Raw genomic sequence first — 25,346 nt, 5'->3', positions numbered from 1 at the left:
GAGGACGCCCACTTGGAACAAAAGCGTCATGAGGGACCGTCCCGGATCGAACGGAACCACCGATTCCACCATTGAGGTGACGACATAACCGCAGACGGGAGTGAACATGACGGCGATTCCCGGACCGCTGCAGAGCATGGTGTTCAGGAACGCCGACCTGCCGGCGCTCTTCCATCACACGGACGCGATCGCCATCGCAAGCCAGCGGGAGGCAGTGAACACCACCCGCGTCCAGCTGATTCTACTGGTCATCGGCGCGATGCCGGCCGCGGTGCCCTGGCACCTGGAGATAGCTGACACGTTTCAACTCGCCGATGCCATCGGCGTGTTGGCCTATGTGGGTGTCCTGATCACGATGTACCTCACCGCCCAGCGCAAAGCAAAGTCGCAATGGCAACTCAACCGCTCGGCAGCAGAGTTCATCAAATCGATATGCTGGCGTTACTCGGTGCACGGCTCGCCTTTCGACACCACAACCCAGCACCCCGAGGCGGTGTTCGCGAATCGTCTCGAAGAGGGTCTTCAGGAGCTCCGGAAGGTGGGGTGGGCCGACCCCCGCGACCTGACCGCGGATTCTGGCGGGCTGATAACGGACTCCATGCGCGAGTTGCGGAACAAGGCATTCACCGTACGCAAGGAGACATATGTACGGGACCGGCTGATCGAGCAGCGCAGTTGGTACCGCAGGCGTCAGGAGGTGTCCCGGCGGGCCACGCTCGTCTGGTCGACCACCATTGCCGTACTGGCGGCGCTCGCCCTGGTGTTCGCGCTGCTGCGGACGTTCTCCGTCACCCAGTCCTTTGCCCTGACGGGGGTGCTGTCGGCCGCCGCGGCGGCCTGTCTGGCGTGGAGTGAGATGCGCCGTCACCACCCGCTGATCTCGGCCCACTCGCTGGTGGAGCAGGATCTGGAGGCGATGCAGGTGGCGATGGAGACCACGCTGACCGAGCGTCAGTGGCCGCGGGCCGTCTTCGAGACCGAGCGCATCGTCTCCCCGCAGCACACCGACTGGCTTGCCCGGCATCAGATGTGACGAACGATCAGCTGGGGCGGACGCGCGGTCGTATACGAGGACGGCCGCGGGAACCGGTCAGGTGCGCTCCACGCCCTCGCGCCAGATCACTGTGACCGGGCGGCCCAGGCTGCGGGCGTACGTCACGATGTCGCCCGTGCCGCCGAAGCCTCGGGCCGGCCTTCCGTCCCACACGGCGAGCAGCCGGTCGCAGTGGTCGGCGATGTACGCGCCCGCCGCGTAGTACGCCTCGTCGGTGGAGTGCGGGTAGTCCAGCCGGACTTCCCGGACCGCCCGGTCCTTGAGAGCCCGGTAGCGGGCGAGTTCGGCTGCGTCGGCGAAGCAGGATTCGTAGTCGCCGCTGGGGATGACCACGGTCAGATCCGCACCTCGGGCCAGGGCGAGGTCGGCGAAGAGCTGGTCCGCGCCCACCGCCAGGCTGGAGAGGGCCTCCAGGGAGTCTTCGAACCCGCAGAGCGCCGCCTGTAACCCGGCCAGCACATGGGCATGGGCCTCCTGCGGAATGCTGCGATGGCCAGTCACTCCAATGCGTTTCACGGACCTGGAACCCCCTGAGGTGTCTGCCGGGGGTTCCCGGAGGGCATCCCTCCGGAAGGCACAGCATCCGCCCCCGTCTGCTCCTGCATGACCGACCTGCCCCACATCCTCTCAAAAGCCGCGGGGTGAACGGGAGCCCCCGCCCAGGATTCGGGCGGGGGCTCCGTCTCGGCCGACTGCCTGTTCGAGGCCGGACCGGGGTGCCTGGCGTCAGTAGACGCTGACCCCGTACGCGCTGAGCGCCTCGGTGACCGGCTGGAAGAAGGTCGTACCGCCGGAGGAGCAGTTGCCGCTGCCGCCCGAGGTGAGACCGATCGCCTTGGAGCCGGAGTAGAGCGGACCGCCGGAGTCGCCGGGCTCCGCACAGACGTTGGTCTGGATCATGCCGTAGACGATGTCTCCACCGCCGTAGTTGACCGTGGCGTTGAGGCCCGTGACGGTGCCGCTGTGGATGCCGGTGGTGGAGCCCCGGCGGGTGACCGACATGCCGACCGTGGCATTGGCCGCGCTGGTGATGTCGACGCTGCCGACGGTGCCCGGGTGGGCGAGCGAGGTGTTGTCGTAGCGCACCAGGCCGTAGTCATTCGTCGGGAAGCTGGACCCGACCGTCGGGCCGATGCTGGTCGAGTTGGAGGAGTTGGTGTACCAGGGCGGGTTGCCGTCGGTGCAGTGACCGGCGGTCAGGAAGTAGTAGGTGCTGCCGCTGCGGACGTTGAAGCCGAGGGAGCAGCGCCAGCCGGGGGCGTAGATCGCGTCGCCGCCGGAGAGCAGCTTGCTGAGCTTTCCGGAGGTGCGCTCGATCCGCAGGGCGCCGGCGTTGGCTCCGGCGGACTGCTTGATCTGCTTGATCTCGGCCTGCGAGACCGTGCTGTCCGCGGTGACCACAAGGGTGTCGGTCGCCGGGTCGATCCTCCAGGCGGTCCCCGCCACATCGGCGCCGAGCACGGCGTCGCTCGCGGCGGAGAGCTGGTTGGCGCTGAACGTTGTGGCGGTGTCGGCCTGGGCGGCGGGGACGGCGAGTGCGGCGACGGCGACAAGGCCTGCGGCAATGGCGACAGCCCTGCTGCGTCTCGCGGTACCGCTGAGGGGGGTGGTGCGCTTGATCCTCACTTTTCATTCCTCCCGGGGGGAAGTCGGGGGTCCGCCTGTGGGGTGGTCGGACCCGTGAGGCGCAGTCGTTCGCACGGCATGCCCGCAGTACGGAATGCCGTGTTCCTGACAAGCGCTGCTCGGGAGTATTCAAGGCGTCAACTTCTGGCGCAAGAGGGCCTTCTGGCCTGAACTTGTCGGACTGCACGAGCGTCCCCGGCAGCACATGGGCTGCCGGGGACGTTGTCCCGAGGGGATGTGGCAGTGCGTCAGCCGTCGACGCGGTTCCGCTCCCCCGCCTCGACGGCGATGGGAAGGGTGTTGCCGGGCGGCGGGAAGGGGCAGATGAAGTGGTCCGCGAAGGCGCAGGGCGGCAGCAGCGCACGGTTGAGGTCGACCGTCACACTGCCGTCCTCGGACGGGGCCGCGGGCCGCAGGAACCGGAAGCGATAGCTGCTGTTTCCACTGGTGGCATCTGCGAAGACCGCCCAGAGCGAGCCATCGGGCTCGACCGCGACCTGCAGCGTGTACTCCGTGCCGTCGGCCACGAAGGCGATCTCGCCGGCGAGTCCGAGGCCGCGCTCGACTCCGTCGGCGTTCTCGACCCGGACCGTACGGGCGCTCTCGTACGGGCGGAAGGTGCCCGGCAGCGCCCAGCGGGCGTCGTACGGGGTGGCCTCGATGGCCCGGAAGGCGCGCCGTGCCGCGGAGTCCGGGTCGAAGTCCCTTACCGCCCAGAGCCCTTCGCGACTCAGCACGACGAGCCGCCGCTCGCCGTGCGCGACGCGGGACTCGCCGATCGGGCCGCGGTCGGCGGTGAGGCGGACCTGGCCGGTGAGGGGCTTGCCGTCGACACTCAGACCGTCCGCGGCGGCGGCGCTGAGCACCAGCTCCTCGCCGTCCTCCCGCCACTGCCCGGGCACCCCTGGAATGTGGCCCTCCGGGTAGTCGGAGAGCCAGTGGGTGCCGGTGAGGGAGAGCGGTCCGTACGGTGCGGCGACCGTGGCGGTGCGCTCCTCGTGCCAGTGCTTCCAGTCCTGTGCCGCCTGCCCGGAATCGTGCGGCTGCTGTGCGTCCGTGCTCATGCGATCAACCTTTCCATACCGGCTCGGCGAGCCCGAGATGCGACCGCAGTGTGGGACCCGTGTACTCGGAGCGGAATGCACCGCGCTCCTGGAGAAGCGGGACGACCCGGTCGACGAAATCGTCCAGGCCGCCCGGCGTGAGATGGGGAACGAGAATGAATCCGTCGGCGGCATCGGCGGCGACGAACTCCGTCAGCTGCGCCGCGACCGTCTGCGGGCTGCCGATGAAGGACTGCCGCCCGGTCGTCTCGATGACGGTCTGCCGGATGGACAGCCCCTTCTCCTTCGACAGCGCACGCCAGCGGGCCGCGACCGCGAGGGGGTCTCCGTGTCTGACCCGGCCCTGGACCAGCGAGGACTCGGGGTCCGGGTCGGTCTCGGGAAGCGGTCCGTCGGGGTCGTACGAGGAAAGGTCACGGCCCCAGATCTGTTCCAGGGCCAAAAGCGCGTTCTGCGGGGAGACTTGCTGGAGGCGGATCTCGGCCGCCCTCTCCTGGGCCTCGGCATCGCTGTCGCCGAGCACGAAGGTGACCCCGGGCATGATCTTCAGCTCGTCGGCTTCCCGGCCGTACTTCGCCAGCCGCGCCTTGACGTCGGCGTAGAAGGTACGGCCGGCCTCCAGGGTGCCGTGCCGGGTGAAGACGACATCGGCGGCGGACGCGGCGAACTCGCGGCCCTCCGGTGAGTCCCCGGCCTGGATGACGATCGGATGGCCCTGCGGGGAGCGCGGGACGGTGAACTCGCCCTCGATGCCGAAGTGCTGTCCCCGATGTGTGAAGGGGCGCGGGGTGCCGTCGGGTGTCCAGGTGTCCCACAGTTCACGGGCGGTGGCGACGAACTCGGCCGCCCGGGTGTAGGGGGTCCCCCCTGTTCGAGCGAAGCCGAGAACTTGGGGGAGGTCGGCCCGGTCGAGATAGCCGCCCCGCCGGAAGTTCTCCCCGGTGAAGGCGTCCGAGGAGGTGACGACGTTCCAGGCGGCCCGGCCGTCGCTGAGGTGGTCGAGGGTGGCGAGGCGGCGGGCCAGTTCGTACGGCTCGTTGAAGGTGGCGTTGACGGTGGCGGCGAGGCCCAGCCGGTCCGTGACGGCTGCCAGCGCGGCCAGCACGGTGAGGGATTCGGGGCGGCCGACCACGTCCAGGTCGTGGATCCGCCCGTTGTGCTCGCGCAGCCGCAGCCCTTCGGCGAGGAAGAAGAAGTCGAACTTGCCGCGTTCCGCAGTGCGGGCGAGGTGTTCGAAGGAAGAGAAGTCGATCTGGCTCCTGGAGCGGGGGTCCGCCCAGACGGTCGTGTTGTTCACACCCGGAAAGTGGGCAGCGAGATGCATCTGCCTCGGTGCGGTGCTCATGCTCGTCCCCCTTCGAGGGCGTACCGGTTGGCGGGGCGGGCCAGCCCCAGGTGCTCGCGCAGAGTGCCGCCGGGGTAGAAAGTGCGGAACAGGCTGCGGTGCTGGAGCAGGGCCACCGTGCCGTTGACGATCCGTTCGAGGTCGCGCCCGGGGGTGATGGGCGTGAGGTGGAAGCCGTCCGCCGCTCCCCCGCGGTGCCACCGGGTGATCAGTTCGGCGAGGTCGACCGGTCCGCCCCGGTAGTACGAGCCGCCTGCGGCGAGCGGGGGTCCGCTCTCCAGTCCCGGTTCCGGGGCGGTCTCGGCGTCGCCGAGGTCGACGGTGAGCGCGACCAGGACCCGGAGGGCGTCGGGGTCGCGTCCGTACGCCGCGGCGCGCCGGCGCAGATCGGCGCGGATCGCGGCAGCCCGCTCGGGGGCGGTGGCGCGGACGAGGACGACATCGGCGTGGCGGGCCGCGGTCTCGCGGGCCGGGCCGCCCGCTGCGTCGACGACGGTGACCGGGTGTCCCTGCGGGGGCCGGGGCACGATGGCCGGCCCTCGGACGGTGAAGGCGGCACCCTCGAAGTCGACGTAGTGCAGCTTGTCGCGGTCGATGAAGCGTCCGGTGGCGACGTCCCGGATCTCGGCGTCGTCCTCCCAGCTGTCCCAGAGCCGGGCGCTCACGTCCGCTGCCTCACCCGCCTCGCGCCACAGATCGTCGGCGGGTGCTGCCGGGCGCCGGCCGAACAGCCGGGCCTCGGCCTCGGTCGTCGACACATCGATACTCCAGCCCGCCCGGCCGCGGCTCACCCAGTCCAGGGTGGCCACGGCGGACGACACATGGAACGGCTCCGTGTGGGTGGTCGTGACGGTCGGCACCAGACCGATCCGGTCGGTGGCGGGTGCGACCCGGGAGAGCACGGCGAGTGCGTCGAGTCCGGGCCTGGCGAACGAGTCGCCGAGGGTGACGAAGTCCAGGGCGCCGCGCTCGGCGAGCCGGGCGAGGCCGATGTAGTGCTCGGGGGCGTAGCGGGGCGGACCGCCGATCTCGGCGGCCAGGTGAAGAGGTGCGGTCGAAGGCATGGGTGTTACCTCTCGGGGCTCAGTTCTTGGGCTTGGGCAGGCCGGGCGGGTTGATCTCGGACTTCGCCACGGCCTCGTTGGAGAGCCCCCAGCGCTTCAGCACCTTGGCGTACGAACCGTCCTGCACGACGTGGTCGATGGCGGCCGCATACGCCTCGGCCAGACCGCTGCCCTTCTTCGTGGTGGCGGCGATCTTGCCCTGGAGCCCGTCGCCCGCACCCGACAGTGTGCCGACGATCTCGGACTGGCCGGCCGATGCGACGTGGTAGTTGGCGGACGGGCTGGGGCCGAGGTAGGCGTCGATACGGCCGGACTGGAGGGCCAGGTAGTAGTCGGTGTCCTTCTGGAAGTACTTGATGTCCACCGGCTTGCGTCCGGCCTTGACGTTCTGCTCGCTCCAGTCGACGAGGATCTTCTCCTGGTTGGTCCCGGACGCCACGGAGATGGTCTTCCCCGCCACGTCCTTCGGCTCCTTCACCTTCCAGCCGGAGCCCTTCTTGGCCTCGAAGGCGATGTTGTCGAGCCGATAGGTCGCGAAGTCGTACTTCTCCTTGCGCTCCTCGGTGACCGTGACGTTCGAGAGCACTCCGTCGAACTTGGAACTGTCGAGACCGACGAAGAGGTTCTCCCAGGAGACCTCCTCGAACTGCGGCTTCAGACCGAGCGTGTCGGCGATCAGGGTCGCTATGTCGATCTCCGAGCCGATCCGGGTCTTGTCGTCGGTCGCGTAGAAGCCCAGCGGTGGCGAGGCGTCGGCGCTCGCGCCCAGCCGCAGCGTGCCCCGCTCGCGGATGGCCTCGGGCACCTTCGCCGCGATGGCGTCGACCTTCGTGCCTCTGATCCGGTGCTGATCGGGACCGATATTGATACCGGTGCCCTGCTGCCCCTTCGGCTTCACCTCACTGGTGGCGGCGTCACCGGCACCGCAGGCCGTGAGCAGTCCCGCGGCGGTGAGGGTGGCGAGTGCGGCGTAAAGGGTGCGGCGGACGGACACGTGCGTACTCCTTGAAAAGAACACTGAAGTGAACATGGGTGGGGTCACAGAACCTTGGAGAGAAAGGCGCGGGTGCGCTCGTGCTCCGGACGGTCGAGTACGTCGCCGGGGGCCCCCTGCTCGACGATCCGTCCCTCGTCCATGAAGACGACGGTGTCGGCGACCTCGCGGGCGAAACCGATCTCGTGCGTGACGACGATCATCGTGGTGCCCTGGAGCGCCAAGTCCTTGATGACGTCGAGGACTTCGCCGACCAGCTCGGGGTCGAGCGCCGAGGTCGGCTCGTCGAAGAGCAGCAGCTTCGGTTCGAGGGCCAGCGCGCGGGCGATGGCGACCCGCTGCTGCTGCCCGCCGGAGAGCTGCTTGGGGTACGCCCCCGCCCTGTCGGACAGCCCGACCCGGGCGAGGAGCTTCTCCGCGGCGGCGACGGCTTCCTTCTTCGGGCGGCCGAGGGCGGCGACCGGGGCCTCGATGATGTTCTCCAGCACGGTGAGGTGCGGGAAGAGATTGAAGTTCTGGAAGACGAAGCCGATCCGGGTGCGCTGTCGCAGGACCTCGCGCTCACGGAGCTCGTACAGCTTGTTGCCGTCCCTGCGGTAGCCGACCAGGGTGCCGTCGACGCTGATCCAGCCGTTGTCGACCTTCTCCAGGTGGTTGATGGTGCGCAGGAGCGTGGACTTGCCGGAGCCGGAAGGACCGAGGACGACGGTCACCTCTCCGCTGCGCACGGACAGGTCGATGCCGCGCAGCACTTCGAGGCTGCCGAAGCGCTTGTGGACGGAGCGGATCTCGACCATGGCGTCCGTGGATCCGGTGGTGTCGGTGGTGGTGGCGCTCATCGCGCGGCCCCCTTGGCGTAGTGACGTTCGACGTAGTGCTGGAGGACGGAGAGCACGGTGGTCAGGAGGATGTACCAGACCGTCGCGACCATCAGCAGGGGCACGACCCTGCCGTTGCGTCCATAGACGACCTGGACCTGGTAGAAGAGTTCGCCGATCGCCATCACGGAGACGATCGAGGTGCCCTTGAAGAGCGAGATGATCTCGTTGGCGGCGTTCGGCAGGATGGAGCGCATCGCCTGCGGGAGCACGATCCGCCGCAGCTGCCGGTTCCGGGGAATCCCGAGCGCGGCGGCGGCCTCCAGCTGGCCGCCGTCCACCGCCAGTACGCCGCCGCGGACGATCTCCGCCGCATAGGCGGCCTGGTGCAGCGCCAGTCCGAGGACGGCCGCGCTCATCGCGCCGACCAGGTTCATCGTGTCGAAGGAGAAGAAGCCGGGCCCGAACGGGATGCCGAACTGCAACTCCTCGTAGAGATAGGCCAGGTTGAACCAGAAGAGCAGCTGGACGATGAGCGGGATGGAGCGGAACGCCCAGATGTACGCATAGGCGACCGCGCTGAGGAACGGGCTGGCCGACAGCCGCATGAAGGCGAGGACGATGCCCAGCGCGAAGCCGAGGACCGTGCCGTAGAAGGTCAGCTGGAGGGTGACCCAGACGGCCTTGAGGATGGTCTCGGCGGTGAAGAACTGGACGAAGACGTCCCACTCCCAGCCGGGGTTGGTGACCAGGCCGTGCAGGAACTGGGCGAGTACGACGGCGGTGACGGCGACGGCGACCCAGCGCCAGGGGTGGCGTACGGGGACGACGGTGAGTGCGTCGTGGTCGGCGGCGGCGGGCGCGGCGACATGTGGTCCTGTCGCCTTGCCGATGGGTGGATCGCTGGTGAGGGACATGAGGGGTCCTTGAGCTGCAGGTGTACGAGGGTGGGGCGGGGCTTCGCGCGGAGCCGGGGTCAGGCGCCGAGGGGGCCGTCGCTACAGGCGAGGTCCCGGAGGAAGGTGAGCGCCGTGCGCGCGGTGGCGTCGTTCTGCCGGAAGGCCGGGCCGCCGGTGCGCGGCCGGGTGAACGCTCCGCCGGCACGCGCGGTGGTGAACGGGCCGAGCGCGAAGCGGCGCGGATGCGGACGGCCGTCACGGCCCAGGATCCGGCCGTTGTCGGGGTCGACCGAGAGCAGCCCGGTGTCGGTGGCGGCGGCCCCGTCCTCGTACAGATCCTGAAGCAGTGGGCTGCGGGTGCGTTCCAGCGAGGGGTCCGGCAGCCGGGCCTCGACCAGGGCGCGGGCCTCGATCCGCTCCCCGGGCACGGTGGCGCTGCCGGCCCGGAAGACGCCGCGCCGTTCATCGGCCTCGACGGTCATTCCGGCGCCGAGGAAGCGGACGACACCGGCCCGGGAGAGCGCGAGGAGCTGGTGCAGCCGGGGTCCCGGCGGGCCGGAGGCGAGATAGCTGAAGAAGCCGTGCCACCAGCCGCCGATGTCACCGAGCCGGATCAACTGCCCGTAGGCGGAAAGCAGTCCGAGGAAGACGGCGAGGTCCGGGCTGTGGGCGGGGTCGTGGCGGCGTTCCAGGTCGGCGGTGATGTAGCCCCGCAGCCCCTCCTGCAGTTCGTCGTACGAGGGGTAGCGCATCCCGTCCAGGGGGTGGTCGAGCGCCTCCAGGTCGAGCCGGTCGTCAGGGTCGGGGACGGCGGCCGATACCAGGGCGCGCAGCTCGGGGCCGGCCGGGTCCGCGGCGGCGTACTTCACCTCGAATTCCGGCCAGTCGCCCGTCGTGCGCTCGGGGTGGGCGGTGAAGAGCCGGTGGTAGTGGGCGTAGCCGAGCTCCTTGTCGACATGTGGCCACACATCGCGCCGGAAGTCGACCGGCTCGTCCGTCTTCAGCAGCGCCTCGGTCCGGTCGGGGCCGAGGAAACGCGGCAGCGGCGGCCGTTCGCCCTGCCAGGCGTAGCCGATCTTGGAGTGGTACGGGACACCCCGGCGCGATCCGATGTGGAGCACGGGTTCCCTGCCGGACGGCACGTACTCACCGTTCTCGTACCGTCCGCCGCGGCCCTCGGTGAGCAGCACCATCAGATCGACGAAGGCGAGTCCGAAGCCCCGGACTATGACCGGTTCGCCCGCGGGCAGGCCGGTCAGATCAGTGTCCGCGGTGAAGTCGGGCGGCAGGTGGACGAGTCCGTGACGGTCCGCGAAGTCGGCCAACTCGACTTGTTCCGGCTCCGGTTCGGCGTCGAGGTGGCCGATGGTGACGGCGACGAGATCGGCGAGGATCGGCTTGTCGCGCCCCTCCAGCCAGACGCGCTGACGGCCTTCGCGCGGCCCGGTGACGCGCACGGCGCTGCCCCGGTGCCAGTGGACGGCGATGCCCTTCGGGAGCGCGGCCACGGCATGCTCGTACACCCAGCGCAGATAGACGCTCTGCAGTCGCCTGCTCGGAAAGTCGCTTCCCTCCAACGCCTTTATTTCGGCGAGGAGTCCGACTTCGATGCCGGCCTCGTCCGGGAGCGTGAGACGTCCGTCCCGGATGTCCGCCGCCCAGGTGTCCAGCGCGGGCCCCGGGCGTATCGGCCCTTCCTGCTGGACCGTGTCGTCGGTGAACATCGTGACGTCCTCGGCCATGGAGTTCATCCAGAGCAGCGGCGACTGGTCGTGCCGCCAGATCCGTCCGCCGCCCGGCGGGTACGGGTCGACGAGATGGATGTCCAGCGGGCGGCCCTCGTACAGGCCGGGGGCATTGGCGGCGATGCGCTCGATGAGGCCGGTGCCGCGCGGCCCGGCGCCGATGACGACGAGTGTCGGTGACCGGCTCATCGGGCACCGGCCGTGCCGCGCGCGTAGTGCCGCTCGATGTAGTGCTGGCCGATGCTGAGCAACGAGGTGACGACGGCGTACCAGATGGTGGCGACCAGCAGCAGCGGGATGACCTGGTAGGTGCGGTGGTACACGAGCTGCACCGAGTACAGCAGGTCCTGCACGGCGATGATGCTGACGATCGAGGTGCCCTTGAGGGTGCCGATCAGCATGTTCCCGGCGGGCGGGACGATGGAGCGCATCGCCTGCGGCAGCACGATCCGGCGGAGCCGGCGCCAGGGCCCGAGGCCGAGCGACTGGGCGGCCTCGATCTGTCCGCGTTCGACGGAGAGGATGCCGCCGCGGACGACCTCGGCGGCGTACGCGGCCTCGTGCAGGGTGAGCCCGATGACGGCGACCGTGACGGGGCCGAGGAGGTTCACCGTACGGACTCCGAGGATCTCCGGGTAGAGCGCACCGATGTTGAACCAGAACAGCAGCTGGACCAGGATCGGGGTGGACCTGAAGAGCCAGACGTATCCCCAACTGACCGCTTGCAGCACGCGGTTGCCGGAGAGCCTGAGGACGGCGAGCAGCGTGCCGAGGGCGAAGCCGAGCACCATGACCAGTGCCGTGAGCCAGAGGGTGAGGCCGAGGCCGCGCAGGACTGCGGTGGTGGTGAAGTAGTCGGCGACGACGTCCCATTGGAAGGCTTCGTTGCGGATGACGGAGTTCAGCGCCAGGGCGAGGAGCGCCAGGGCGGCAACGGCCGCCGCCCACTGCCCTGTCCGGCGTACCGGGACGATCCGGAGCCGGTCGGCATCATTGCTCTTCGTGAGCGGGGCGGGGGGAGACGGAGGGCGGGTATCTGTCTGCGCGGACATGCGAAGGCTCCGTGGATGCAGAGATCGAACACGGGGCGTGCCTTCAGCAGAAACACAACGTGGACCGGGCCCCTCAGCACCGGTCCGCTTCCGAGGTAAGCGCTGTTCACTGCGTGTTGTCAAGCTTGTCCACACTGTGAGTCGTACGTCTCAGTTCAGTTGACGGACCACCGGATGCCTGTTCCACTTGGGCCATGCATTCGCAGCAGTGGCTGGTCAAGCGCTCCCACATCGACTTCGGTCGCGTGTGGTCCTCTTCCTGTTGAGCTGACCCCCTGCGTCTCCTCGCGTCTCTGCCTCGCGCCGTGTGCGGCGCCTGAGCACTGTTCCCTGCGTGCCTTCACGTACACAACACCGCTCCGCCCTCCCCTCGCTCCGCCGATTTCCTTCGCCACGACCGTGGTGTCGCTGCGCGCTGCCCTGCTGCCGCGCTTTCGTGCCTGTTCACGGCCGACGAACCTGGAGAACCACGCCTCATGCCCCGAACCCGGCACTCCGCTGCCTTCGCGCTGATCACCGTCGCCACTCTCGCCCTCACCGCGTGCGGGTCCGGCGATCCGGCGGCCGCACCGGCCGGCGCCGCCGGGACCGCGGCCGCCAAGGGAAAGATCCCGACGACGGATGTCGTGTCGTCGGTGCACAGGGACGAGGCCGCGGCGAAGCTGCTGCCCGCCGATGTCCGCGCCTCCGGCACCTTCACCATCGCCTCAAGCATCGGCAATCCGCCCGGCGCCACCTACCTCGAGGACGGCAGGACGGTGGCCGGTACGGACATCGACTTCGCGGACGCGGTGGCCAGGAAGCTCGGGCTGAAGCTGAAGCGCGAGGTGGCCTCCTTCGAGGCGATCCTGCCCGCGCTGGGCAGCGGGAAGTACGACGTGGGTACCGGGAACTTCGGGGTGACCGAGGAGCGCCGCAAGACGATCGACTTCGTCACGTACATCAATGACGGCCAGGGCTTCGCGGTCCGCGACGACAGCAAGCTGAAGAAGGTCACCGATCTCACCCAGCTCTGCGGCCTGACCGTGGGCACCGGCGCGGGCACCACCTTCGAGGTGACGCTGGAGGAGAACAGGCACCTGTGCTCCGACGCGGGCAAGAAGCCGTACGAGGTGAAGACCTACAGCGACCAGGGCGCGATCTGGGGCTCGCTCCAGCAGGGCCGCAGCGATGTGGTGATGTCGACCATCAACGGGCTGCGTTACGCGGTGGAACAGCAGGAGGGTGTGCGCTTCCTCAACGAGTTCAAGCGCCTCGACGTCGGCTTCGCCTTCAAGAAGGGCACCCCGCTGGCGCCCGCCTTCCAGGCCGCGGTGAACGGCCTCAAGGCGGACGGCACCTACGGCCGGATCCTGAAGAAGTGGGGCATCAGCGCGTCGGCGATCAAGACCTCTCAGATCTCGCCGCCCGAGATCAAGTGATCCGGTCCGGGCCGGGCGGGACAGGTCCCGCCCGCCCCGCGAGGCAGGACACCTCGCCTCAGCAGCTGCAGTCGCACCCGCAGTCGCAGCAGTCGCAGGATTCACAGCAGTCCCCGCAGTTGCTGCAGCAGTCACAGGCCTCGCAGCAGTCGCCGCAGTCGCACTGACTGCACAGTCCCTCGCGGCGCTGGTGGCTCCACGGGTCGTTGAAAGTGCCGCAGCACATCTGGCAGGTGCAGGCCAGTCCCGCCCACACCAGGCAGCCCGCGATCAGTCCGCGCCGGTCGCGCGGGGGCTCGGGCGGGGGCTGCGGCGGGCCGACGGGGCTGCCGGGGCTCGGCGCGTACGGATTGCCGGGCGGCGGCCCGAAAGACCCCGTCTGCCCTGAGTCTGACGGAGGGACAGCTCCGTCCGGGACCATGCCGCCCGCCCGGTGCGAGCATGCCGTGGTGCCGAACGCCCGGTCCACCGACTGCCGCAGTTCGTGCACCAGCAGCACATGGGCCAGCTTGACGTCGGTGAATTCCGCGTCCCGCAGCGCCAGCCGCACGCCGCGCAGCGCATCGTCGCAGAGCCGCCGGGCCTCGGCCCGCGTGGTGCCGGTCGCGGTGAGCGGGTTCCAGGCACCCGACGCGGCGTCAGCTTGCTGGTCCTCCACGGCATCCAGTAGATGTGCCAGGCGTCCGAAGAGGCGGCCCGCCTCGGCCAGCGGCTCCGCGTTCTGCGGCTTGCCCGCGAGTATCGCGGTGTGGGCGAAGGCCGCCGCGGTGGCGGTCTCGGTGGGCTCGGTGACCATGAGCAGCGGGGTACCGGGCCCGGCGAGCAGCTCGATGCCGGTCTGCCGGTCGACGGCGTCGACGAGCAGCGCCGTATCGAAGCCGAGCTGCGCGCCGGTGCGCGCGCCGGCCCGGTCCCAGCCCGCGGCTACCCTGCGCGCTGCGGCGGCGGCCGGTCGCCGCGTCAACAGGCCGTCCCCCGCGGCGACGTGGTCCCGCACCTTGGCCGATGCCAGCACCAAGGAGACGGCGGCGGCCAGCCTGGCCCCCTCGCCGCGGGCGACCGGAGCGGTCCGCATGGCTCGCAGCGGGCAGGGCCCGGCGGTACGTCGCCATCCGGTGGCGCGCTCGGACTGAGCCTCCGTCAGAACCGAGACGATCAGACCGTCATAGTTCGTGACGATCCGGGCGAATTGCCCATGGTCGGAACGGAGTGCCAGACAGAGCCCGCAGAGATGGGCCATCCACTCGGTCCTGAGCCCCTCGGACAACCGGTGGGCACAGGGCCTGACGATTCCGAACACGACGATCCCCCGAGAGTCGTTCACCTGCGCGCCGCGCTCGTGCGCATGCGCGACGTGCATCGTATCGAGGGCTCCGTTCACCCGTACGTCCCCCATGTCACCCGTACGGGCCGGTGCATCATATTTTCTTTCTTTCAGGCCCCTGATGCAGGAGGAACCTTGACGAACCGCCACATCTTCTGCACCAGTACCGTCACGAATCCCCTGCGCGCCGACTATCCACTTGGCGCACGATCCGCATCATGGACGACCATAGGGATACGAAAGAGATGCGGAACACCACGGAACCGCGGTGAGAGGAGGCGTCCATGGGATCGGTGCGCAAGGCGAGTGCCTGGCTGGGCCTCGTAGAGGACAACGACGAGCGGTACTACGACGACGACGAGTACGCCGAGGGTGCACAGACCGGGACCGGTCAGGCCTGGGTGACCGACCCCCGGGTACAGGTGGCCTCCGAAGCGGCCGAGGAGACGGGCCGCCGGATCGCCACCGTCACCCCGGACAGCTTCCGGGACGCGCGAGCGATCGGGGAGCTCTTCCGGGACGGCGTCCCGGTGATCGTCAACCTCACGACCATGGACCCCACCGACGCCAAGCGCGTCGTGGACTTCGCGGCGGGGCTGACCTTCGGACTGCGCGGCTCGATCGAGCGCGTGGCCACCCGGGTCTTCCTGCTGACCCCGGCCGACACCCAGGTGGTCAACGGCGAAGCCGTCGGCCGGCCGGCCGACGGCTTCTTCAACCAGAGCTGAGCAGGGCGCTCGCCGGACCGGTCTACCGGAACGCGTCGAGGCCGGTGAGCGCCTTGCCCAGCACCAGCTGGTGCATCTCCACGGTTCCTTCGTAGGTGAGCACCGACTCCAGATTCGTCGCATGGCGCATCACCGGGTACTCCAGCGAGATCCCGTTGGCGCCGAGGATCGTGCGCGAGGTACGGCAGATCTCGATCGCCTCCCGCACGTTGTTGAGCTTTCCGAAACTGACCTGTTCCGGACGGAGCCTGCCCGCGTCCATCCGCCGTCCCAGATGGTGGGCGAGCAGGATGCCCTTGTGCAGTTCCAAGGCCATGTCCGCGAACTTGGCCTGGGTGAGCTGAAAGCCACCGATCGGCCTGCCGAACTGCTCCCGGGTCTTCGCATAGTCGAGGGCCGACTCGAAGCTGGCGCGCGCCGCGCCCATGGCTCCCCAGACGATGCCGTAGCGGGCATGGCTGAGGCAGCTGAGCGGGCCGCGGAGACCGGTGACCCCGGGGAGCACGGCATCGGCCGGCAGCCGTACCTCGTCGAGGACCAGCTCGCTGGTGACCGAGGCGCGCAGGGACCACTTGTGCCTGATCTCGGGCGCCGAGAAGCCCGGGGTGTCGGTCGGCACGACGAATCCGCGGATTCCGCCGGCCGCGCCGCCCTCGTCGGTCTGCGCCCAGACGACGGCGACCCCGGCGACCGAGCCGTTGGTGATCCACATCTTGCGGCCGGTGAGCACCCAGTCCTCGCCGTCGCGCTTGGCGTACGTCCGCATCCCGGCCGGGTCGGAGCCGTGGTCCGGCTCGGTGAGGCCGAAACAGCCGATGATCTCGCCGGCCGCCATGCCCGGCAGCCACTGCTGCCGCTGCTCCTCGGAGCCGAAGCGGTGGATGGCGTACATGGCGAGCGATCCCTGTACGGAGACGAGGGAACGGATTCCCGAGTCGGCCGCTTCGAGCTCCAGGCAGGCCAGTCCGTACTGGACGGCGGTGGCGCCCGCGCAGCCGTACCCCTGCAGGGACATGCCGAGGGCGCCGAGCGAACCGAGCTCGCGGGCCAGCTCACGGATGCCGGGCAGCTCGCCGTTCTCGTACCACTCGGCGATGTGCGGCAGGACACGGTCGGTGGCCCAGTCGCGGACGGTGTCGCGGATGTCGAGGTCCTCGGCGCTGAGCAGATCGTCGATGCCGATCGGGTCGGCGGGGTCGAAGGGCGGGAGCTTCGAGGACTCAGTAGTGGACATGAGGGTGCCTCCGGCGGCTCGCACGATACTAAAACTAGCAGTGTTAGTTATGGTGTCGCACCGACGTTACGGCTCAGTGCCCCGCTCGTCCAGAGCCGGTCGCCTCGGCGGGTCGGCGCCGGGCGGACAGCGGGCGCGGCCGCTGCGTGCGGCCCGCAGCGGGCACCTCGTGCGTTCCGTGGAATTCCGGCGTCCCGCTCCGCCCCGGCGACTCATGGACATCGTCGGCCTCCCGGGGTTCACGGACGCCCTGTGACGAGCACTCCATCACCCTCGGCAGCCGCAGCGCGGCGAGCGCTCCGACCAGCAGCAGGGCTGCGCTGACCAGCAGCGTGACATGCAGCCCGGTGATGAAGGAGTGGCGGGCCGTGGAGCGCAGCACCTCACCCAGCGGACCGCCCAGCCGGTCCGCCACCTGGTATGCCTCGCCCAGCGAGTGGGAGGCGGCCGCACCGTCCCCGGCGGGGACGCCCTCCTCGGGAAGCTTCGCAAGTCCGGGGGCGTAGGCGGCGTTCATGACGCTGCCGAGCAGAGCGATCCCCATGCCCGCGCCCAGTTGGTAGGAGGTCTCGCCGATCGCCGCCGCGCCGCCCGCCCGGTCGGCGGGGACCTCGCTGAGCATGGATTCGTACGCCCCGAAGAGCGTGGACTGAAGCCCGAAGCCCAGTGCGACGAAGGCCGCGGTCAGCAGGCCGGGCCGGTCGTGCTGCCCCATCGCGGTCAGGACCAGCACCGAGGCGGCCGTGAGCACGAAGCCCCAGCCGACCATCCGGCGCGGCCCGATGCGGCGCAGGGTGTACGAGCCGGTGGCGCCCGCGGCCATGGCCGCGAAGGTGAGCGGCAGCAGCCGCAGACCGGTCTGAAGCGGGCTCAGACCCAGGACGAGCTGGAGGTACTGCACGGCTATCAGTTCCAGCCCGACCAGAGCCAGCATGGCGAGGATGATGCAGCCCACCGCGGTCGAGAAGGCGGGCCTGGCGAACATCCCGATGTCGATCAGCGGATGTGTACGGCGCTTCTGACGGCGCACGAAGGCTATGAGCAGCACGGCCCCGATCAGCAGCGGGGCCAGTGTGGCCGGGCTCAGCAGCCCCTCACCGGTACCCGCCCGCTTCACTCCCAGGACCACACCGAGCACTCCGGCCGCGGCCATCAGCGCGCCCAGCACATCCCACGGGCCGTCATTGCTGCCGCGTGACTCGGGGAGCAGCAGGCGGCCGACCGGCAGGATCAGAGCCATCAGCGGGATGTTGATCAGAAAGACCGAGCCCCACCAGAAGTGCTCGACGAGGAAGCCGCCTATGACGGGTCCGGTGGCGGCGCCGACGGCGGCGACCGCGGTCCAGACGCCGATCGCCACGGCCCGTTCGCGCCGGTCGGGGAAGACCTGCCGGAGGATCGACAGCGTCGCAGGCATGATCATCGCCCCGCCGACGCCGAGCAGGGCACGCGCCACTATCAGCACGCCGGGGCTGCCGGCCATCGCGGCGATCGCGGAGGCGACACCGAAGAGGGCATAACCGAGCAGCAGAATGCGGCGCCGGCCGACACGGTCGCCGAGGGTGCCGAAGAGGATCAGCAACGAGGCGCAGACCAGTGGATAGGCGTCCACGATCCAGAGCAGACCGACGGCGCTGGGCCGCAGGTCCTCGGTGACGGCGGGGACGGCGACATGGAGCACGGTCGCATCGAGCGCGACGAGCAGCAGACTGAGGCAGAGGACGACGAGGACGACCCATCGATTGGCACCGTCGGCGGCTGAGCGCAGCCGAATTCGGGCTGTGGTCGTCCCGGACATGCATGTACCTCCCAAAAGGTCCCTCGCGCTCGGCAGGCCAGCCGGGGTGCAGCGGTTCGCTGCCCTCGGGGCCCGGCATCGACGGGCGAGTGATCCGTCAGCGTACGCGAGTTCGGAGCACTCACACGTGGTCCACCTCATACCTCGATGGGCCGTGAAGTGTGGCGTACGCCACGCCGAGCCGCCGCTTGGGACCCGCTCGGACCTGCACGAACCCGCGCGGACGGCTTTCGCGCCCGGCACAGAAGGTACTCGGCGTGACTGCCGGAGCACGCGCCGGGCCCACGCCGAAAGCGTTCGGTAACCGGACGAGCACCGTCCGTTTCACCCCGCCAAGAAGCCTCGGCGAAATTCATACCGGCACCCTTGCGCTTTTCCGCCCACACCCAAACACCCTTCCGAAATGAGTGCGAAATCAATAATGCAGAGACCCATCGTTACGCTTCTTCGGGTCGGGAATTAAGGCCCGACTGAGACATAGTCCACATCACATCGTCATCACAAAGAGACCGGATCGACCTGTTCGCGCACTAACTCGCTGTAACGTCGATTGGGTGCGTACCGACATCTTTGCCCGCCTGGACCGGGAGCCGGAGCCGCCGAAGATAGAGCCACCGCGGATGAGCCGTCACCGCATCGCTCTCTTCTGCGGGACGTTGGCGTTCTATCTCGCCATCGTCGTTGCCGTGCTGGTCTCTTCCTGGCTGGTGACTCTGGACTGGAAGGTCATGCTCTTCCGGCCGTATCAACAGTGGCCGGAAATCCACGCCTTCCTCGACTACTACATCGTGCTCGGCCAGCGCGGCCCCACCGCCACCATGGTCGCCTGCTGGCTCGGCTGGCGTTCCTGGCGACAGCACACGCTGCGGCCCCTGCTGACGCTCGCCGCCGCACTGCTGCTGCTCAATATGACGGTCGGCGCGGTCAAGATCGGCCTGGGGCGGCTCGGTCCGCACTACGCGACCCAGATCGGCTCCGCGGAGCTCTTCGCCGGCGGCGATATATTTCCGTCGGGCCACACCGCCAACGCGGTCGTCACCTGGGGGATCCTCGCCTATCTGGCGACCACCCCGCGGGCCAGGCGCTATCTGTCGGCCACGTCGGCGATCGTCTCGCTCGGCGTCGGACTCACCACCGTCTACCTCGGCACGCATTGGCTCAGCGACGTGCTGCTGGGCTGGGCGGCGGGACTGCTGATCCTGCTGGGCCTGCCCTGGGTCGAGCCGCTGATCACCCGGGCCGAGGCCTGGATCTTCGCCCAGCGCGAGAACCTGCCGGGACGCGGCCGTCCCGTTCCTTCCGTGCCCGTCGCGGCCGGAGGACCCCGGACCGTACTGCTCCCGCAACTGGACGGCGGCGACGCCGTGGCGGAGAGCCCGGTACTGGAGCCGGTCGCCGCGGGAGGACACACGGCGACCACAACGGGCACGGTCACGGGCGCCCGCTCGCGTGCACACCCGGCGCCGCCGTCGCATCCGGCGCATCTGGTGCGCTCGGAGCGGACCCCGGTCACCCCGGCCGGCAGCCGCCGCCCGCCGCACGCGGACCGTACGCCACGCGGCGGCACCACCCCCGCCCGCCCGATGACCGGCGGCTGAACACCCCAGGAGCAGCGGGGCCGGTACGCACAGCCGCTCTCCCGCACAGTGAAGGCCCCGACTCCGGTCGGGGCCTTCACTCATGTCCGGGCCCGGAGCCCGGGGCGCGGGAAATCCTCAGCCCACCCAGCAGCGGGTGACGACGGCATCGGCGACCTCGAAGTTGATCCGTCCGCTCCGGAACTCCATGGTGATGATCGCGCCCGGCGGCAGGGATCTGACGGTGCTCCAGCCATGCCTGCGGGCCCGCTGCTCGGCCGCGTCGGCGGAGAGGCCGACGTACGCATCGGGTGTGTCGTCCGGCTGGGCGGAAGGAGTCGGTATGGGTGCCATGCCTCTCACCGTAGGCGGCCTCGAACCATGACGGAAGCCGGGGCGCCGACCACCGCACGGCATCCTCACGTCCCTCGGCGGTCACGCTTGTGTCACAGGATCACGACACGCGTGCCGCTCGAATCACGCCACCCGAGCACGCGGCCCACTACCGGACACACAGTAATCACACAGGCCGGAAAACGATCACACGGAAGGACCGAAAACAAAGCGGAATATTCCGTGTCGAACAGCTGGAATTTCCGGGCCGAATAGTCTGCGTAAATGAGCATGCCACCGGGAATTCACGCTTCCTTATGGCAGCCTTATCTTTTGGTCACAAAATCCGTACCACGGGCCGGGGACAGCCGCCCACCGCCGCCCGTATAGCGGACAACCCGAACCGTCCCTGTATGGCTACGCCGGAGGAAGCGCTCAGTCCAGGGCCCGGGACAGCCGGTCCCTGGCCGCCCTGATCGCGTCATTGAGCTCCGGCGGTTCGACGACCTCGAAGTCGATCCCCAGCAGCATGACGTGCATGACCAGCACATCGAGACTCGCTGCTCCGGCGCGCAGCAGGCAGCTTTCGGTGCCTTCCGCCTCCAGCACCCCTGAGGACGGCGAGATCCGCTCGGCCGCGCGCTCGATCCCCACCCTCAGCCGGATCACCGCGTGCGTCGCGTACACGGTGGTCGAGATTCCCTTCGAAACATAGGCGGCCAGATCCTCGGCCGGCGCCTCGCGGGGGGCGACTCTCGGGCCGTGCGGCGGCGTGGGTGTGATCCGGTCCGCGCGGAACGTACGCCAGTCCGCGCGGTCCAGGTCCCAGGCGACGAGATACCAGCGGCGCTCGGTGCACACCAGCCGGTGCGGTTCGACGGTCCGGCGCGATACGGAGCCGGAGTGGTCCCGGTACTCGAAGCGCAGCCGCTCGCTGTCCCTGCAGGCTCCGGCCAGTTCGGTGAGGACGCCCGGATCGGCGGTGGAAGCGCCGGGTCCGCGGAGCAGCGGCACGGTGAAGGTGTTCAGCGCGCCCACCCGGCGCCGGAGCCGGTCCGGCAGCACTTGTTCGAGCTTGGCCAGGGCGCGTACAGAGGTCTCGCCGATGCCCTCGACGCCATTGCCCGCGGCAGTGCGCAGCCCGACGGCGACGGCGACGGCCTCCTCGTCGTCGAGGAGCAGCGGCGGCAGCTGGGCACCGGCGCCGAGCTGGTATCCGCCGCCGGTGCCGGGGCTGGCGTTGACCGGGTAGCCCAGTTCGCGCAGCTTGTCGACGTCACGGCGGACGGTCCGCGGGGTGACCCCGAGCCGTTCGGCGAGATCGGCGCCCGACCAGTCCCGGTGCGCCTGGAGCAGAGAGAGCAGGCGCAGCAGTCGTGCCGAGGTCTCCAACATGGGGCGAGTCTGCCAGGGGTTGCGGACAGCCTGCGTCCGCAACCGGCTGCCGACGGTCTACCGGGCCTGCGCCGGATCCGGTACGAGCCGTACGCAGAGATCGTTGTCGGCCGAGTAGCAGGGGACGGCGCGGACGCCCTCCCCTGCGCTGCGGCCCGGGTAGACGAAGCTGTTCTTGCGGTCCCAGACGTCATCGAGGATGCGGGAGATCCGTACGCCGTCGGCCTGCTCCCCGGCGCCCGTCCCGGGGAGCAGCCAGAGCGTCCACAGCTGCTGCTCGGTGACCGGCCGCCCGGTGCCCAGCCGGTCGAGCGGAAGCGTGAAGGAGAACGTGCCTTCCTTCCCGGCCACCGGCACCCGGCAGACCCTGTCGGGGGCGCCGGCCAGCCGCGCCTCGACGCGGGCGTCGTCGCCGAGGCGGGTCCCGTACAGCGTGCCCCCGACGGTCATCCCGCCCCCGTCGAAGGTGACCGGCCCGGCCTCGGCGTGCGGTGAGCGGACCCAGCAGCGCATGGCGAGCCGGCCGTCGACGGTCGGGTACGGGATACGGACCGCGATCCGCCCGGTCTCCGGCGTGCGGTCCATGAGGAGCCGCACATCCCTGATTCCGGGTTCGACGGCCACCGCTCCGTCGTCGTCCGCGCCCGGCTCACACAGATAGACGTCCCAGCGGCCCTCGGCGGGCGTCACGGTGCCCGGCAGCACCGCTCGCAGCCGTCCCCCGCCGAGCGGGTTCAGGGGCAGCCGTAAGGTGTCGCCGTCGCCGCCCGTTCCCTTGGTCCCGCGCAGCCGCAGAAGCAGTTCGGGCGTCTCCCCTGCCTCGCGGCGACGGAGGTCGAGGTCGAAGGTGATCCCGCCGTCGGAGCCTGCGGTGCAGTCGGCTCGTGGCGTCTGTCGCTCTGCGGAGACGGTCATGCGGGCTTCCCCTTGCGGATGACATCGGCGGCCTTGTAGCGCAGGGCGTACACCCCGTCCAGCACGGTGCCACGGGCTCGGTGCAGTGTGGTGCGCAGAGCGCCGTGCGAGCGGTCGCGCGGGGCTCGGGAGGCGAGTTCGGTGAAGAGCCGCTCATGGCGTTCGGCGATCCGCGACGGGTCGAACCGCTGCGACGCGGCCAGCGCGGCGCGGCCCGAGCGGTGCCGTGCTTCATCGTCGCCGATCAGACCGAGCAGGGCGTCCGCCACTGCCGCCGTGTCACCGACCGGCACCAGCCGTCCGTCGGTGCCGTCCTCGATGATCTCGCGGGGGCCGTGCGGGCAGTCGGTGGCCACGACCGGCAGGCCGCAGCGCATCGCCTCGACGATGGTCATGCCGAAGGACTCGCGGTCCGAAGTGACTGCGGCGATCGCCCCCTTGGGCCACTCGGCCTCCAGCGGGTTGACCGGCCCCATCAGGAACACATGGTTGTGCAGGCCGAGTTCACCGATGAGTGCGAGCAGTACCTGGCGTTCGTTCCCGGTCGCGTCGCCGCCGCCGTAGATGCGCAGCCGCCAGTCCGGACGGACGGCGACCACGTCGGCGAACGCCCTGACGAGCAGGTCGTACCGCTTGACCTTGTGCAACCGGCCTGCGGCGATCACCCACTTGCTGTCGCCGTCGGCGGGGGCGATCCCCGGCTCGGGCACGCTGTTGGGAATGGCCTCGATCCGTACGCCGGGCAGCTTGAGCCCGGTCCGGTAGGCACGGGCGTCGGCCTCGGTGACGGTGGTGACCGCGTCGAGCAGGGTGTAGCGATGCCCGATCTCGCGGCGCAGCCGGTAGCTGTGGCTGTCCAGGGTGAGGTGCTCCTGCCCGATCCGGACCGGGCCGCGCCGGGCCTGCCTGCTGATCTGCACATTGAGCCCCGGCCTGGTTCCGACCACGACATCCGCGTCCAGGGAGCGCAGATGGTCCGCCACCCGCGCGTCGGTCAGCCTGCTGTACTGGCGGTACCTGGTGTCGCCACGCGGGAACACGGTTGCGGGACGGGCGTGTTCGGCCGCGTCACCGTCGTATGACGGGCTCTTCTTCCGCAGGTCGACGAGATGGCTCATGCGCACGCCTTCAGGGGCGCCCAGTGCGGGGACGTCGCGGTGCCGGAAGACCGACACGATCTCGATGTCGTGGTGCCCGGCCAGCGCCCCGGCGAGATTGAAGGTCGTACGGATCGTGCCCCCGACTCCGTAGGCGTTGTGGAGCAGGAAAGAAATGTGCATGAAACGCCATATCTCCTGGTTCGGCTGGTCGGTGGGGGACGGCACTTGCCATGACGGCGCAGACCGGCCGACGGTTCACTCCGGGAACCGGCCAGTTTCAGCCATCGTCATACTCACCCGTTTTCCTGATTTGTCGATGTATCGGTGAACCGTTCCATGGCCGAGTCGACCACATCGCCGTACGGCCAATCAGGAGAAACAGGTCGTAATTGGCCTCTCGAATCCCGAGATTCACCCTCTGCGTCGGATGGTTCGATTACGTTCCCCTTCTCGCGTGACCCCGGCCGCAGATCGCCCGTTGTCTTCTGCATGAGCCGGGAACCGCCCGGCGCACGCACCGAGTTCGAGGAGCCACCCGTGCCGCGCATGCTCGACGTCAGCGAGGACGTACGCGCCGAGATCGGCGACGCCGAAGCCGACCGGCTGCTCGTCGGCGACAACACCCCAGGCAGTTACGACTGCACCTCCTGCCGCACCCCTGGCGACTCCGAACAGGAACGCACCAGCACGGTGCTCTTCGTCGGTGACGAAACCGCTGTCCTCGCCTTCGCCCACGCGACCTGCATCCCCTCGCAGGTCGTCCAGGTCGCCGAGGAGCAGCTGCAGGGCGCCGTACGCAGCATCACCGGCAGCGACGCGGAGCACCCTGAGCACCTTGAGTACCCGGAGGGCCTCAGCCCCGAACAGGCCGTCCTCGGGATCACCAGCGGCCTCGTCCTGATCGACGACGAGCTCCACCCGGCCCTCGTCGTCGAGCCGACCGGCGCGATCGCCCGCCCCGGCACGGACGGCAGCCGGGGCGACGAATTCCTCCAGCTGCTGCTGGAGCAGGGTTTCCACCCGGTCCACCGGGTGGACCAGATGCCCGGGGTGCTGCACGGCTGGTCGATCCTGCTCGCCATGGGCCAGTTGCACGCCGTGCTCCAGCCCGGCACCGGCGGCGGCGCCCCGGTCGCCTGGTGGCAGGCGCATGCGCCGCTCCAGGTCACCGAGGGCTGGCGGACCGCGGCCAACAAGTCGCAGACCGTGCTCGTCTTCGCCGCCCCGGCGGGGGCGATCGGCCAGCAGCCCCGCGAGGACCTGCTGCGCGACGCTCTGGACAGGGCCGCCGCCGGCGGGCTCCTGGTCGCCGCGGCAATGCCGCTGGCCGGGACCTGATCATGGCCGTCGGCTCCTCGCACCCGCGGCGAACAGCTATTTCTCCGCCGGGACCGCATCCGACGGACAGTGGGGTCGTTGGCACATACGTGCACTCATACGACTCCTCCCGCCAGCGCCCGATCCCTGCCATGCGTCCCTCGCAGGAGCCATCGGGCGGTCAGTCCCACACCCCGATCTACGACGCGCTGTACTCCGAGTACCGCCGGTCGTTCCGGGCGCTGCCGGGTGATCGTAGCGGCGAGGAGCATCTCGGCTTCATGGCCTTCGGCGCCGGGCTCTTCGGCAGCCGCGTCCCGCTCAGCAGCCACTCCGGCCTCTCCGGCCTCACCACGGGGCTCTCCAGCGGTCTTTCCGTACCCAGCGGGGCCACCGGACACGGCAGCGGCCCGAGCACCCACACCGGCAGCCTCGGCTCCTGGCAGCGGGTGGGCCGGCACTCCGGGCGGGCCCAGCCTGCGGCGCTGCCCCCGGGATCGGGATCGCGAGGGGCCTGACCTCACGACGGAGCCCCGGTCCCAT

General features: G+C 69.7%; 23 protein-coding genes. 6 read left to right on the top strand and 17 right to left on the bottom strand.

Annotation, left to right across the window (positions count from 1 at the left end):
* The first annotated feature begins 106 nt into the window (after positions 1-106).
* Positions 107-1,033: a DUF4231 domain-containing protein gene (locus ACFVYE_RS05320; RefSeq protein ID WP_383958865.1), complete on the top strand. Its 927-nt coding sequence runs from the start codon at positions 107-109 to the stop codon at positions 1,031-1,033.
* A gap of 57 nt (positions 1,034-1,090) precedes the next feature.
* Here ACFVYE_RS05320 and ACFVYE_RS05315 read toward each other — a convergent pair whose 3' ends face one another.
* The 10 genes from ACFVYE_RS05315 to ACFVYE_RS05270 all read right to left on the bottom strand — a co-directional run bounded on the left by ACFVYE_RS05315 (position 1,091) and on the right by ACFVYE_RS05270 (position 11,661).
* Complete coding sequence (locus ACFVYE_RS05315; RefSeq protein WP_383958866.1) at positions 1,091-1,570, bottom strand: hypothetical protein; 480 nt, start codon at positions 1,568-1,570, stop codon at positions 1,091-1,093.
* A gap of 210 nt (positions 1,571-1,780) precedes the next feature.
* A complete protein-coding gene (locus ACFVYE_RS05310) occupies positions 1,781-2,680 on the bottom strand; it encodes a S1 family peptidase (protein ID WP_383958868.1) in 900 nt (299 codons plus the stop codon).
* A 248-nt stretch (positions 2,681-2,928) separates the two neighbouring features.
* Entirely contained in the window at positions 2,929-3,744 is an 816-nt protein-coding gene (locus ACFVYE_RS05305; protein ID WP_383958870.1) for a DUF1684 domain-containing protein, read from the bottom strand.
* Between the two features lie 4 nt (positions 3,745-3,748).
* Positions 3,749-5,089, bottom strand: a complete 1,341-nt coding sequence (locus ACFVYE_RS05300; protein WP_383958872.1) for an NtaA/DmoA family FMN-dependent monooxygenase — start codon at positions 5,087-5,089, stop codon at positions 3,749-3,751.
* Positions 5,086-6,153 (bottom strand): LLM class flavin-dependent oxidoreductase, encoded by a 1,068-nt coding sequence (locus tag ACFVYE_RS05295; RefSeq protein WP_383958874.1) that lies wholly within the window; start codon positions 6,151-6,153, stop codon positions 5,086-5,088. Before ACFVYE_RS05295 ends, ACFVYE_RS05300 begins: the two co-directional genes overlap by 4 nt.
* 19 nt (positions 6,154-6,172) lie before the next feature.
* Complete coding sequence (locus ACFVYE_RS05290; RefSeq protein ID WP_383958876.1) at positions 6,173-7,147, bottom strand: ABC transporter substrate-binding protein; 975 nt, start codon at positions 7,145-7,147, stop codon at positions 6,173-6,175.
* Positions 7,148-7,191: 44 nt separating this feature from the next.
* Complete coding sequence (locus ACFVYE_RS05285) at positions 7,192-7,944, bottom strand: amino acid ABC transporter ATP-binding protein (RefSeq protein WP_389604448.1); 753 nt, start codon at positions 7,942-7,944, stop codon at positions 7,192-7,194.
* Positions 7,945-7,982: 38 nt separating this feature from the next.
* Complete coding sequence (locus tag ACFVYE_RS05280) at positions 7,983-8,882, bottom strand: amino acid ABC transporter permease (protein ID WP_389604173.1); 900 nt, start codon at positions 8,880-8,882, stop codon at positions 7,983-7,985.
* 59 nt (positions 8,883-8,941) lie between these two features.
* Positions 8,942-10,798 (bottom strand): FAD/NAD(P)-binding protein, encoded by a 1,857-nt coding sequence (locus ACFVYE_RS05275; RefSeq protein WP_389604171.1) that lies wholly within the window; start codon positions 10,796-10,798, stop codon positions 8,942-8,944.
* A complete protein-coding gene (locus ACFVYE_RS05270; RefSeq protein ID WP_383958882.1) occupies positions 10,795-11,661 on the bottom strand; it encodes an amino acid ABC transporter permease in 867 nt (288 codons plus the stop codon). The genes ACFVYE_RS05275 and ACFVYE_RS05270 overlap by 4 nt, the downstream gene beginning before the upstream one ends.
* Positions 11,662-12,137: 476 nt before the next feature.
* Between ACFVYE_RS05270 and ACFVYE_RS05265 the strand changes: the two genes are divergently transcribed.
* Positions 12,138-13,082: an ABC transporter substrate-binding protein gene (locus ACFVYE_RS05265; protein WP_383958883.1), complete on the top strand. Its 945-nt coding sequence runs from the start codon at positions 12,138-12,140 to the stop codon at positions 13,080-13,082.
* A 58-nt stretch (positions 13,083-13,140) separates the two neighbouring features.
* Here ACFVYE_RS05265 and ACFVYE_RS05260 read toward each other — a convergent pair whose 3' ends face one another.
* The gene (locus ACFVYE_RS05260; RefSeq protein WP_389604446.1) at positions 13,141-14,382 is read right to left on the bottom strand and encodes a DUF5685 family protein; all 1,242 of its coding nucleotides are present in this window, start codon (positions 14,380-14,382) and stop codon (positions 13,141-13,143) included.
* Positions 14,383-14,690: 308 nt separating this feature from the next.
* Between ACFVYE_RS05260 and ACFVYE_RS05255 the strand changes: the two genes are divergently transcribed.
* Positions 14,691-15,134: a cell division protein SepF gene (locus tag ACFVYE_RS05255; RefSeq protein WP_383958884.1), complete on the top strand. Its 444-nt coding sequence runs from the start codon at positions 14,691-14,693 to the stop codon at positions 15,132-15,134.
* Positions 15,135-15,156: 22 nt separating this feature from the next.
* On the opposite strand, the gene ACFVYE_RS05250 is transcribed toward ACFVYE_RS05255, so the two are convergent.
* Together ACFVYE_RS05250 and ACFVYE_RS05245 are read right to left on the bottom strand one after the other, a co-directional pair.
* The gene (locus tag ACFVYE_RS05250) at positions 15,157-16,368 is read right to left on the bottom strand and encodes an acyl-CoA dehydrogenase family protein (protein ID WP_383976755.1); all 1,212 of its coding nucleotides are present in this window, start codon (positions 16,366-16,368) and stop codon (positions 15,157-15,159) included.
* A 73-nt stretch (positions 16,369-16,441) separates the two neighbouring features.
* The gene (locus ACFVYE_RS05245) at positions 16,442-18,166 is read right to left on the bottom strand and encodes an MFS transporter (protein WP_383976753.1); all 1,725 of its coding nucleotides are present in this window, start codon (positions 18,164-18,166) and stop codon (positions 16,442-16,444) included.
* A gap of 554 nt (positions 18,167-18,720) precedes the next feature.
* Here ACFVYE_RS05245 and ACFVYE_RS05240 point away from each other — a divergent pair.
* Positions 18,721-19,764 (top strand): phosphatase PAP2 family protein, encoded by a 1,044-nt coding sequence (locus ACFVYE_RS05240; protein ID WP_383976751.1) that lies wholly within the window; start codon positions 18,721-18,723, stop codon positions 19,762-19,764.
* A gap of 117 nt (positions 19,765-19,881) precedes the next feature.
* On the opposite strand, the gene ACFVYE_RS05235 is transcribed toward ACFVYE_RS05240, so the two are convergent.
* From ACFVYE_RS05235 to ACFVYE_RS05220, 4 genes are all read right to left on the bottom strand, one after another.
* Positions 19,882-20,097 carry an I78 family peptidase inhibitor gene (locus ACFVYE_RS05235; RefSeq protein ID WP_383976750.1) on the bottom strand — a complete coding sequence of 72 codons (216 nt, stop codon included), beginning with the start codon at positions 20,095-20,097 and terminating at the stop codon, positions 19,882-19,884.
* 414 nt (positions 20,098-20,511) lie between these two features.
* On the bottom strand, positions 20,512-21,471 hold the full coding sequence (locus ACFVYE_RS05230; RefSeq protein WP_383976748.1) for a helix-turn-helix transcriptional regulator: 960 nt from the start codon (positions 21,469-21,471) through the stop codon (positions 20,512-20,514).
* Between the two features lie 57 nt (positions 21,472-21,528).
* Positions 21,529-22,386 carry a transferase gene (locus ACFVYE_RS05225; protein ID WP_383976747.1) on the bottom strand — a complete coding sequence of 286 codons (858 nt, stop codon included), beginning with the start codon at positions 22,384-22,386 and terminating at the stop codon, positions 21,529-21,531.
* Positions 22,383-23,666 (bottom strand): glycosyltransferase family 4 protein, encoded by a 1,284-nt coding sequence (locus ACFVYE_RS05220; RefSeq protein ID WP_383976745.1) that lies wholly within the window; start codon positions 23,664-23,666, stop codon positions 22,383-22,385. The genes ACFVYE_RS05225 and ACFVYE_RS05220 overlap by 4 nt, the downstream gene beginning before the upstream one ends.
* A 357-nt stretch (positions 23,667-24,023) precedes the next feature.
* Between ACFVYE_RS05220 and ACFVYE_RS05215 the strand changes: the two genes are divergently transcribed.
* Together ACFVYE_RS05215 and ACFVYE_RS05210 are read left to right on the top strand one after the other, a co-directional pair.
* On the top strand, positions 24,024-24,824 hold the full coding sequence (locus ACFVYE_RS05215) for a hypothetical protein (protein WP_383976757.1): 801 nt from the start codon (positions 24,024-24,026) through the stop codon (positions 24,822-24,824).
* Between the two features lie 131 nt (positions 24,825-24,955).
* On the top strand, positions 24,956-25,321 hold the full coding sequence (locus ACFVYE_RS05210) for a hypothetical protein (protein WP_383976743.1): 366 nt from the start codon (positions 24,956-24,958) through the stop codon (positions 25,319-25,321).
* Positions 25,322-25,346: the final 25 nt, after the last annotated feature.

This window comes from Streptomyces sp. NPDC058239 (assembly GCF_042882185.1).
GTDB lineage: Bacteria > Actinomycetota > Actinomycetes > Streptomycetales > Streptomycetaceae > Streptomyces.
Note: the sequence above shows the minus strand (reverse complement) of the source record. Positions and strands in the feature narration are given on the sequence as shown.

What these genes read in the sequence shown, in the direction of transcription:
- ACFVYE_RS05320 (WP_383958865.1), top strand. Translation starts at nt 107, where the DNA reads ATGACGGCGATTCCCGGACCGCTGCAGAGCATGGTGTTCAGGAACGCC.
- ACFVYE_RS05305 (WP_383958870.1), bottom strand. Translation starts at nt 3,744, where the DNA reads ATGAGCACGGACGCACAGCAGCCGCACGATTCCGGGCAGGCGGCACAG.
- ACFVYE_RS05300 (WP_383958872.1), bottom strand. Translation starts at nt 5,089, where the DNA reads ATGAGCACCGCACCGAGGCAGATGCATCTCGCTGCCCACTTTCCGGGT.
- ACFVYE_RS05295 (WP_383958874.1), bottom strand. Translation starts at nt 6,153, where the DNA reads ATGCCTTCGACCGCACCTCTTCACCTGGCCGCCGAGATCGGCGGTCCG.
- ACFVYE_RS05285 (WP_389604448.1), bottom strand. Translation starts at nt 7,944, where the DNA reads ATGGTCGAGATCCGCTCCGTCCACAAGCGCTTCGGCAGCCTCGAAGTG.
- ACFVYE_RS05280 (WP_389604173.1), bottom strand. Translation starts at nt 8,882, where the DNA reads ATGTCCCTCACCAGCGATCCACCCATCGGCAAGGCGACAGGACCACAT.
- ACFVYE_RS05275 (WP_389604171.1), bottom strand. Translation starts at nt 10,798, where the DNA reads ATGAGCCGGTCACCGACACTCGTCGTCATCGGCGCCGGGCCGCGCGGC.
- ACFVYE_RS05270 (WP_383958882.1), bottom strand. Translation starts at nt 11,661, where the DNA reads ATGTCCGCGCAGACAGATACCCGCCCTCCGTCTCCCCCCGCCCCGCTC.
- ACFVYE_RS05265 (WP_383958883.1), top strand. Translation starts at nt 12,138, where the DNA reads ATGCCCCGAACCCGGCACTCCGCTGCCTTCGCGCTGATCACCGTCGCC.
- ACFVYE_RS05255 (WP_383958884.1), top strand. Translation starts at nt 14,691, where the DNA reads ATGGGATCGGTGCGCAAGGCGAGTGCCTGGCTGGGCCTCGTAGAGGAC.
- ACFVYE_RS05250 (WP_383976755.1), bottom strand. Translation starts at nt 16,368, where the DNA reads ATGTCCACTACTGAGTCCTCGAAGCTCCCGCCCTTCGACCCCGCCGAC.
- ACFVYE_RS05245 (WP_383976753.1), bottom strand. Translation starts at nt 18,166, where the DNA reads ATGTCCGGGACGACCACAGCCCGAATTCGGCTGCGCTCAGCCGCCGAC.
- ACFVYE_RS05235 (WP_383976750.1), bottom strand. Translation starts at nt 20,097, where the DNA reads ATGGCACCCATACCGACTCCTTCCGCCCAGCCGGACGACACACCCGAT.
- ACFVYE_RS05230 (WP_383976748.1), bottom strand. Translation starts at nt 21,471, where the DNA reads ATGTTGGAGACCTCGGCACGACTGCTGCGCCTGCTCTCTCTGCTCCAG.
- ACFVYE_RS05225 (WP_383976747.1), bottom strand. Translation starts at nt 22,386, where the DNA reads ATGACCGTCTCCGCAGAGCGACAGACGCCACGAGCCGACTGCACCGCA.
- ACFVYE_RS05220 (WP_383976745.1), bottom strand. Translation starts at nt 23,666, where the DNA reads ATGCACATTTCTTTCCTGCTCCACAACGCCTACGGAGTCGGGGGCACG.
- ACFVYE_RS05210 (WP_383976743.1), top strand. Translation starts at nt 24,956, where the DNA reads ATGCGTCCCTCGCAGGAGCCATCGGGCGGTCAGTCCCACACCCCGATC.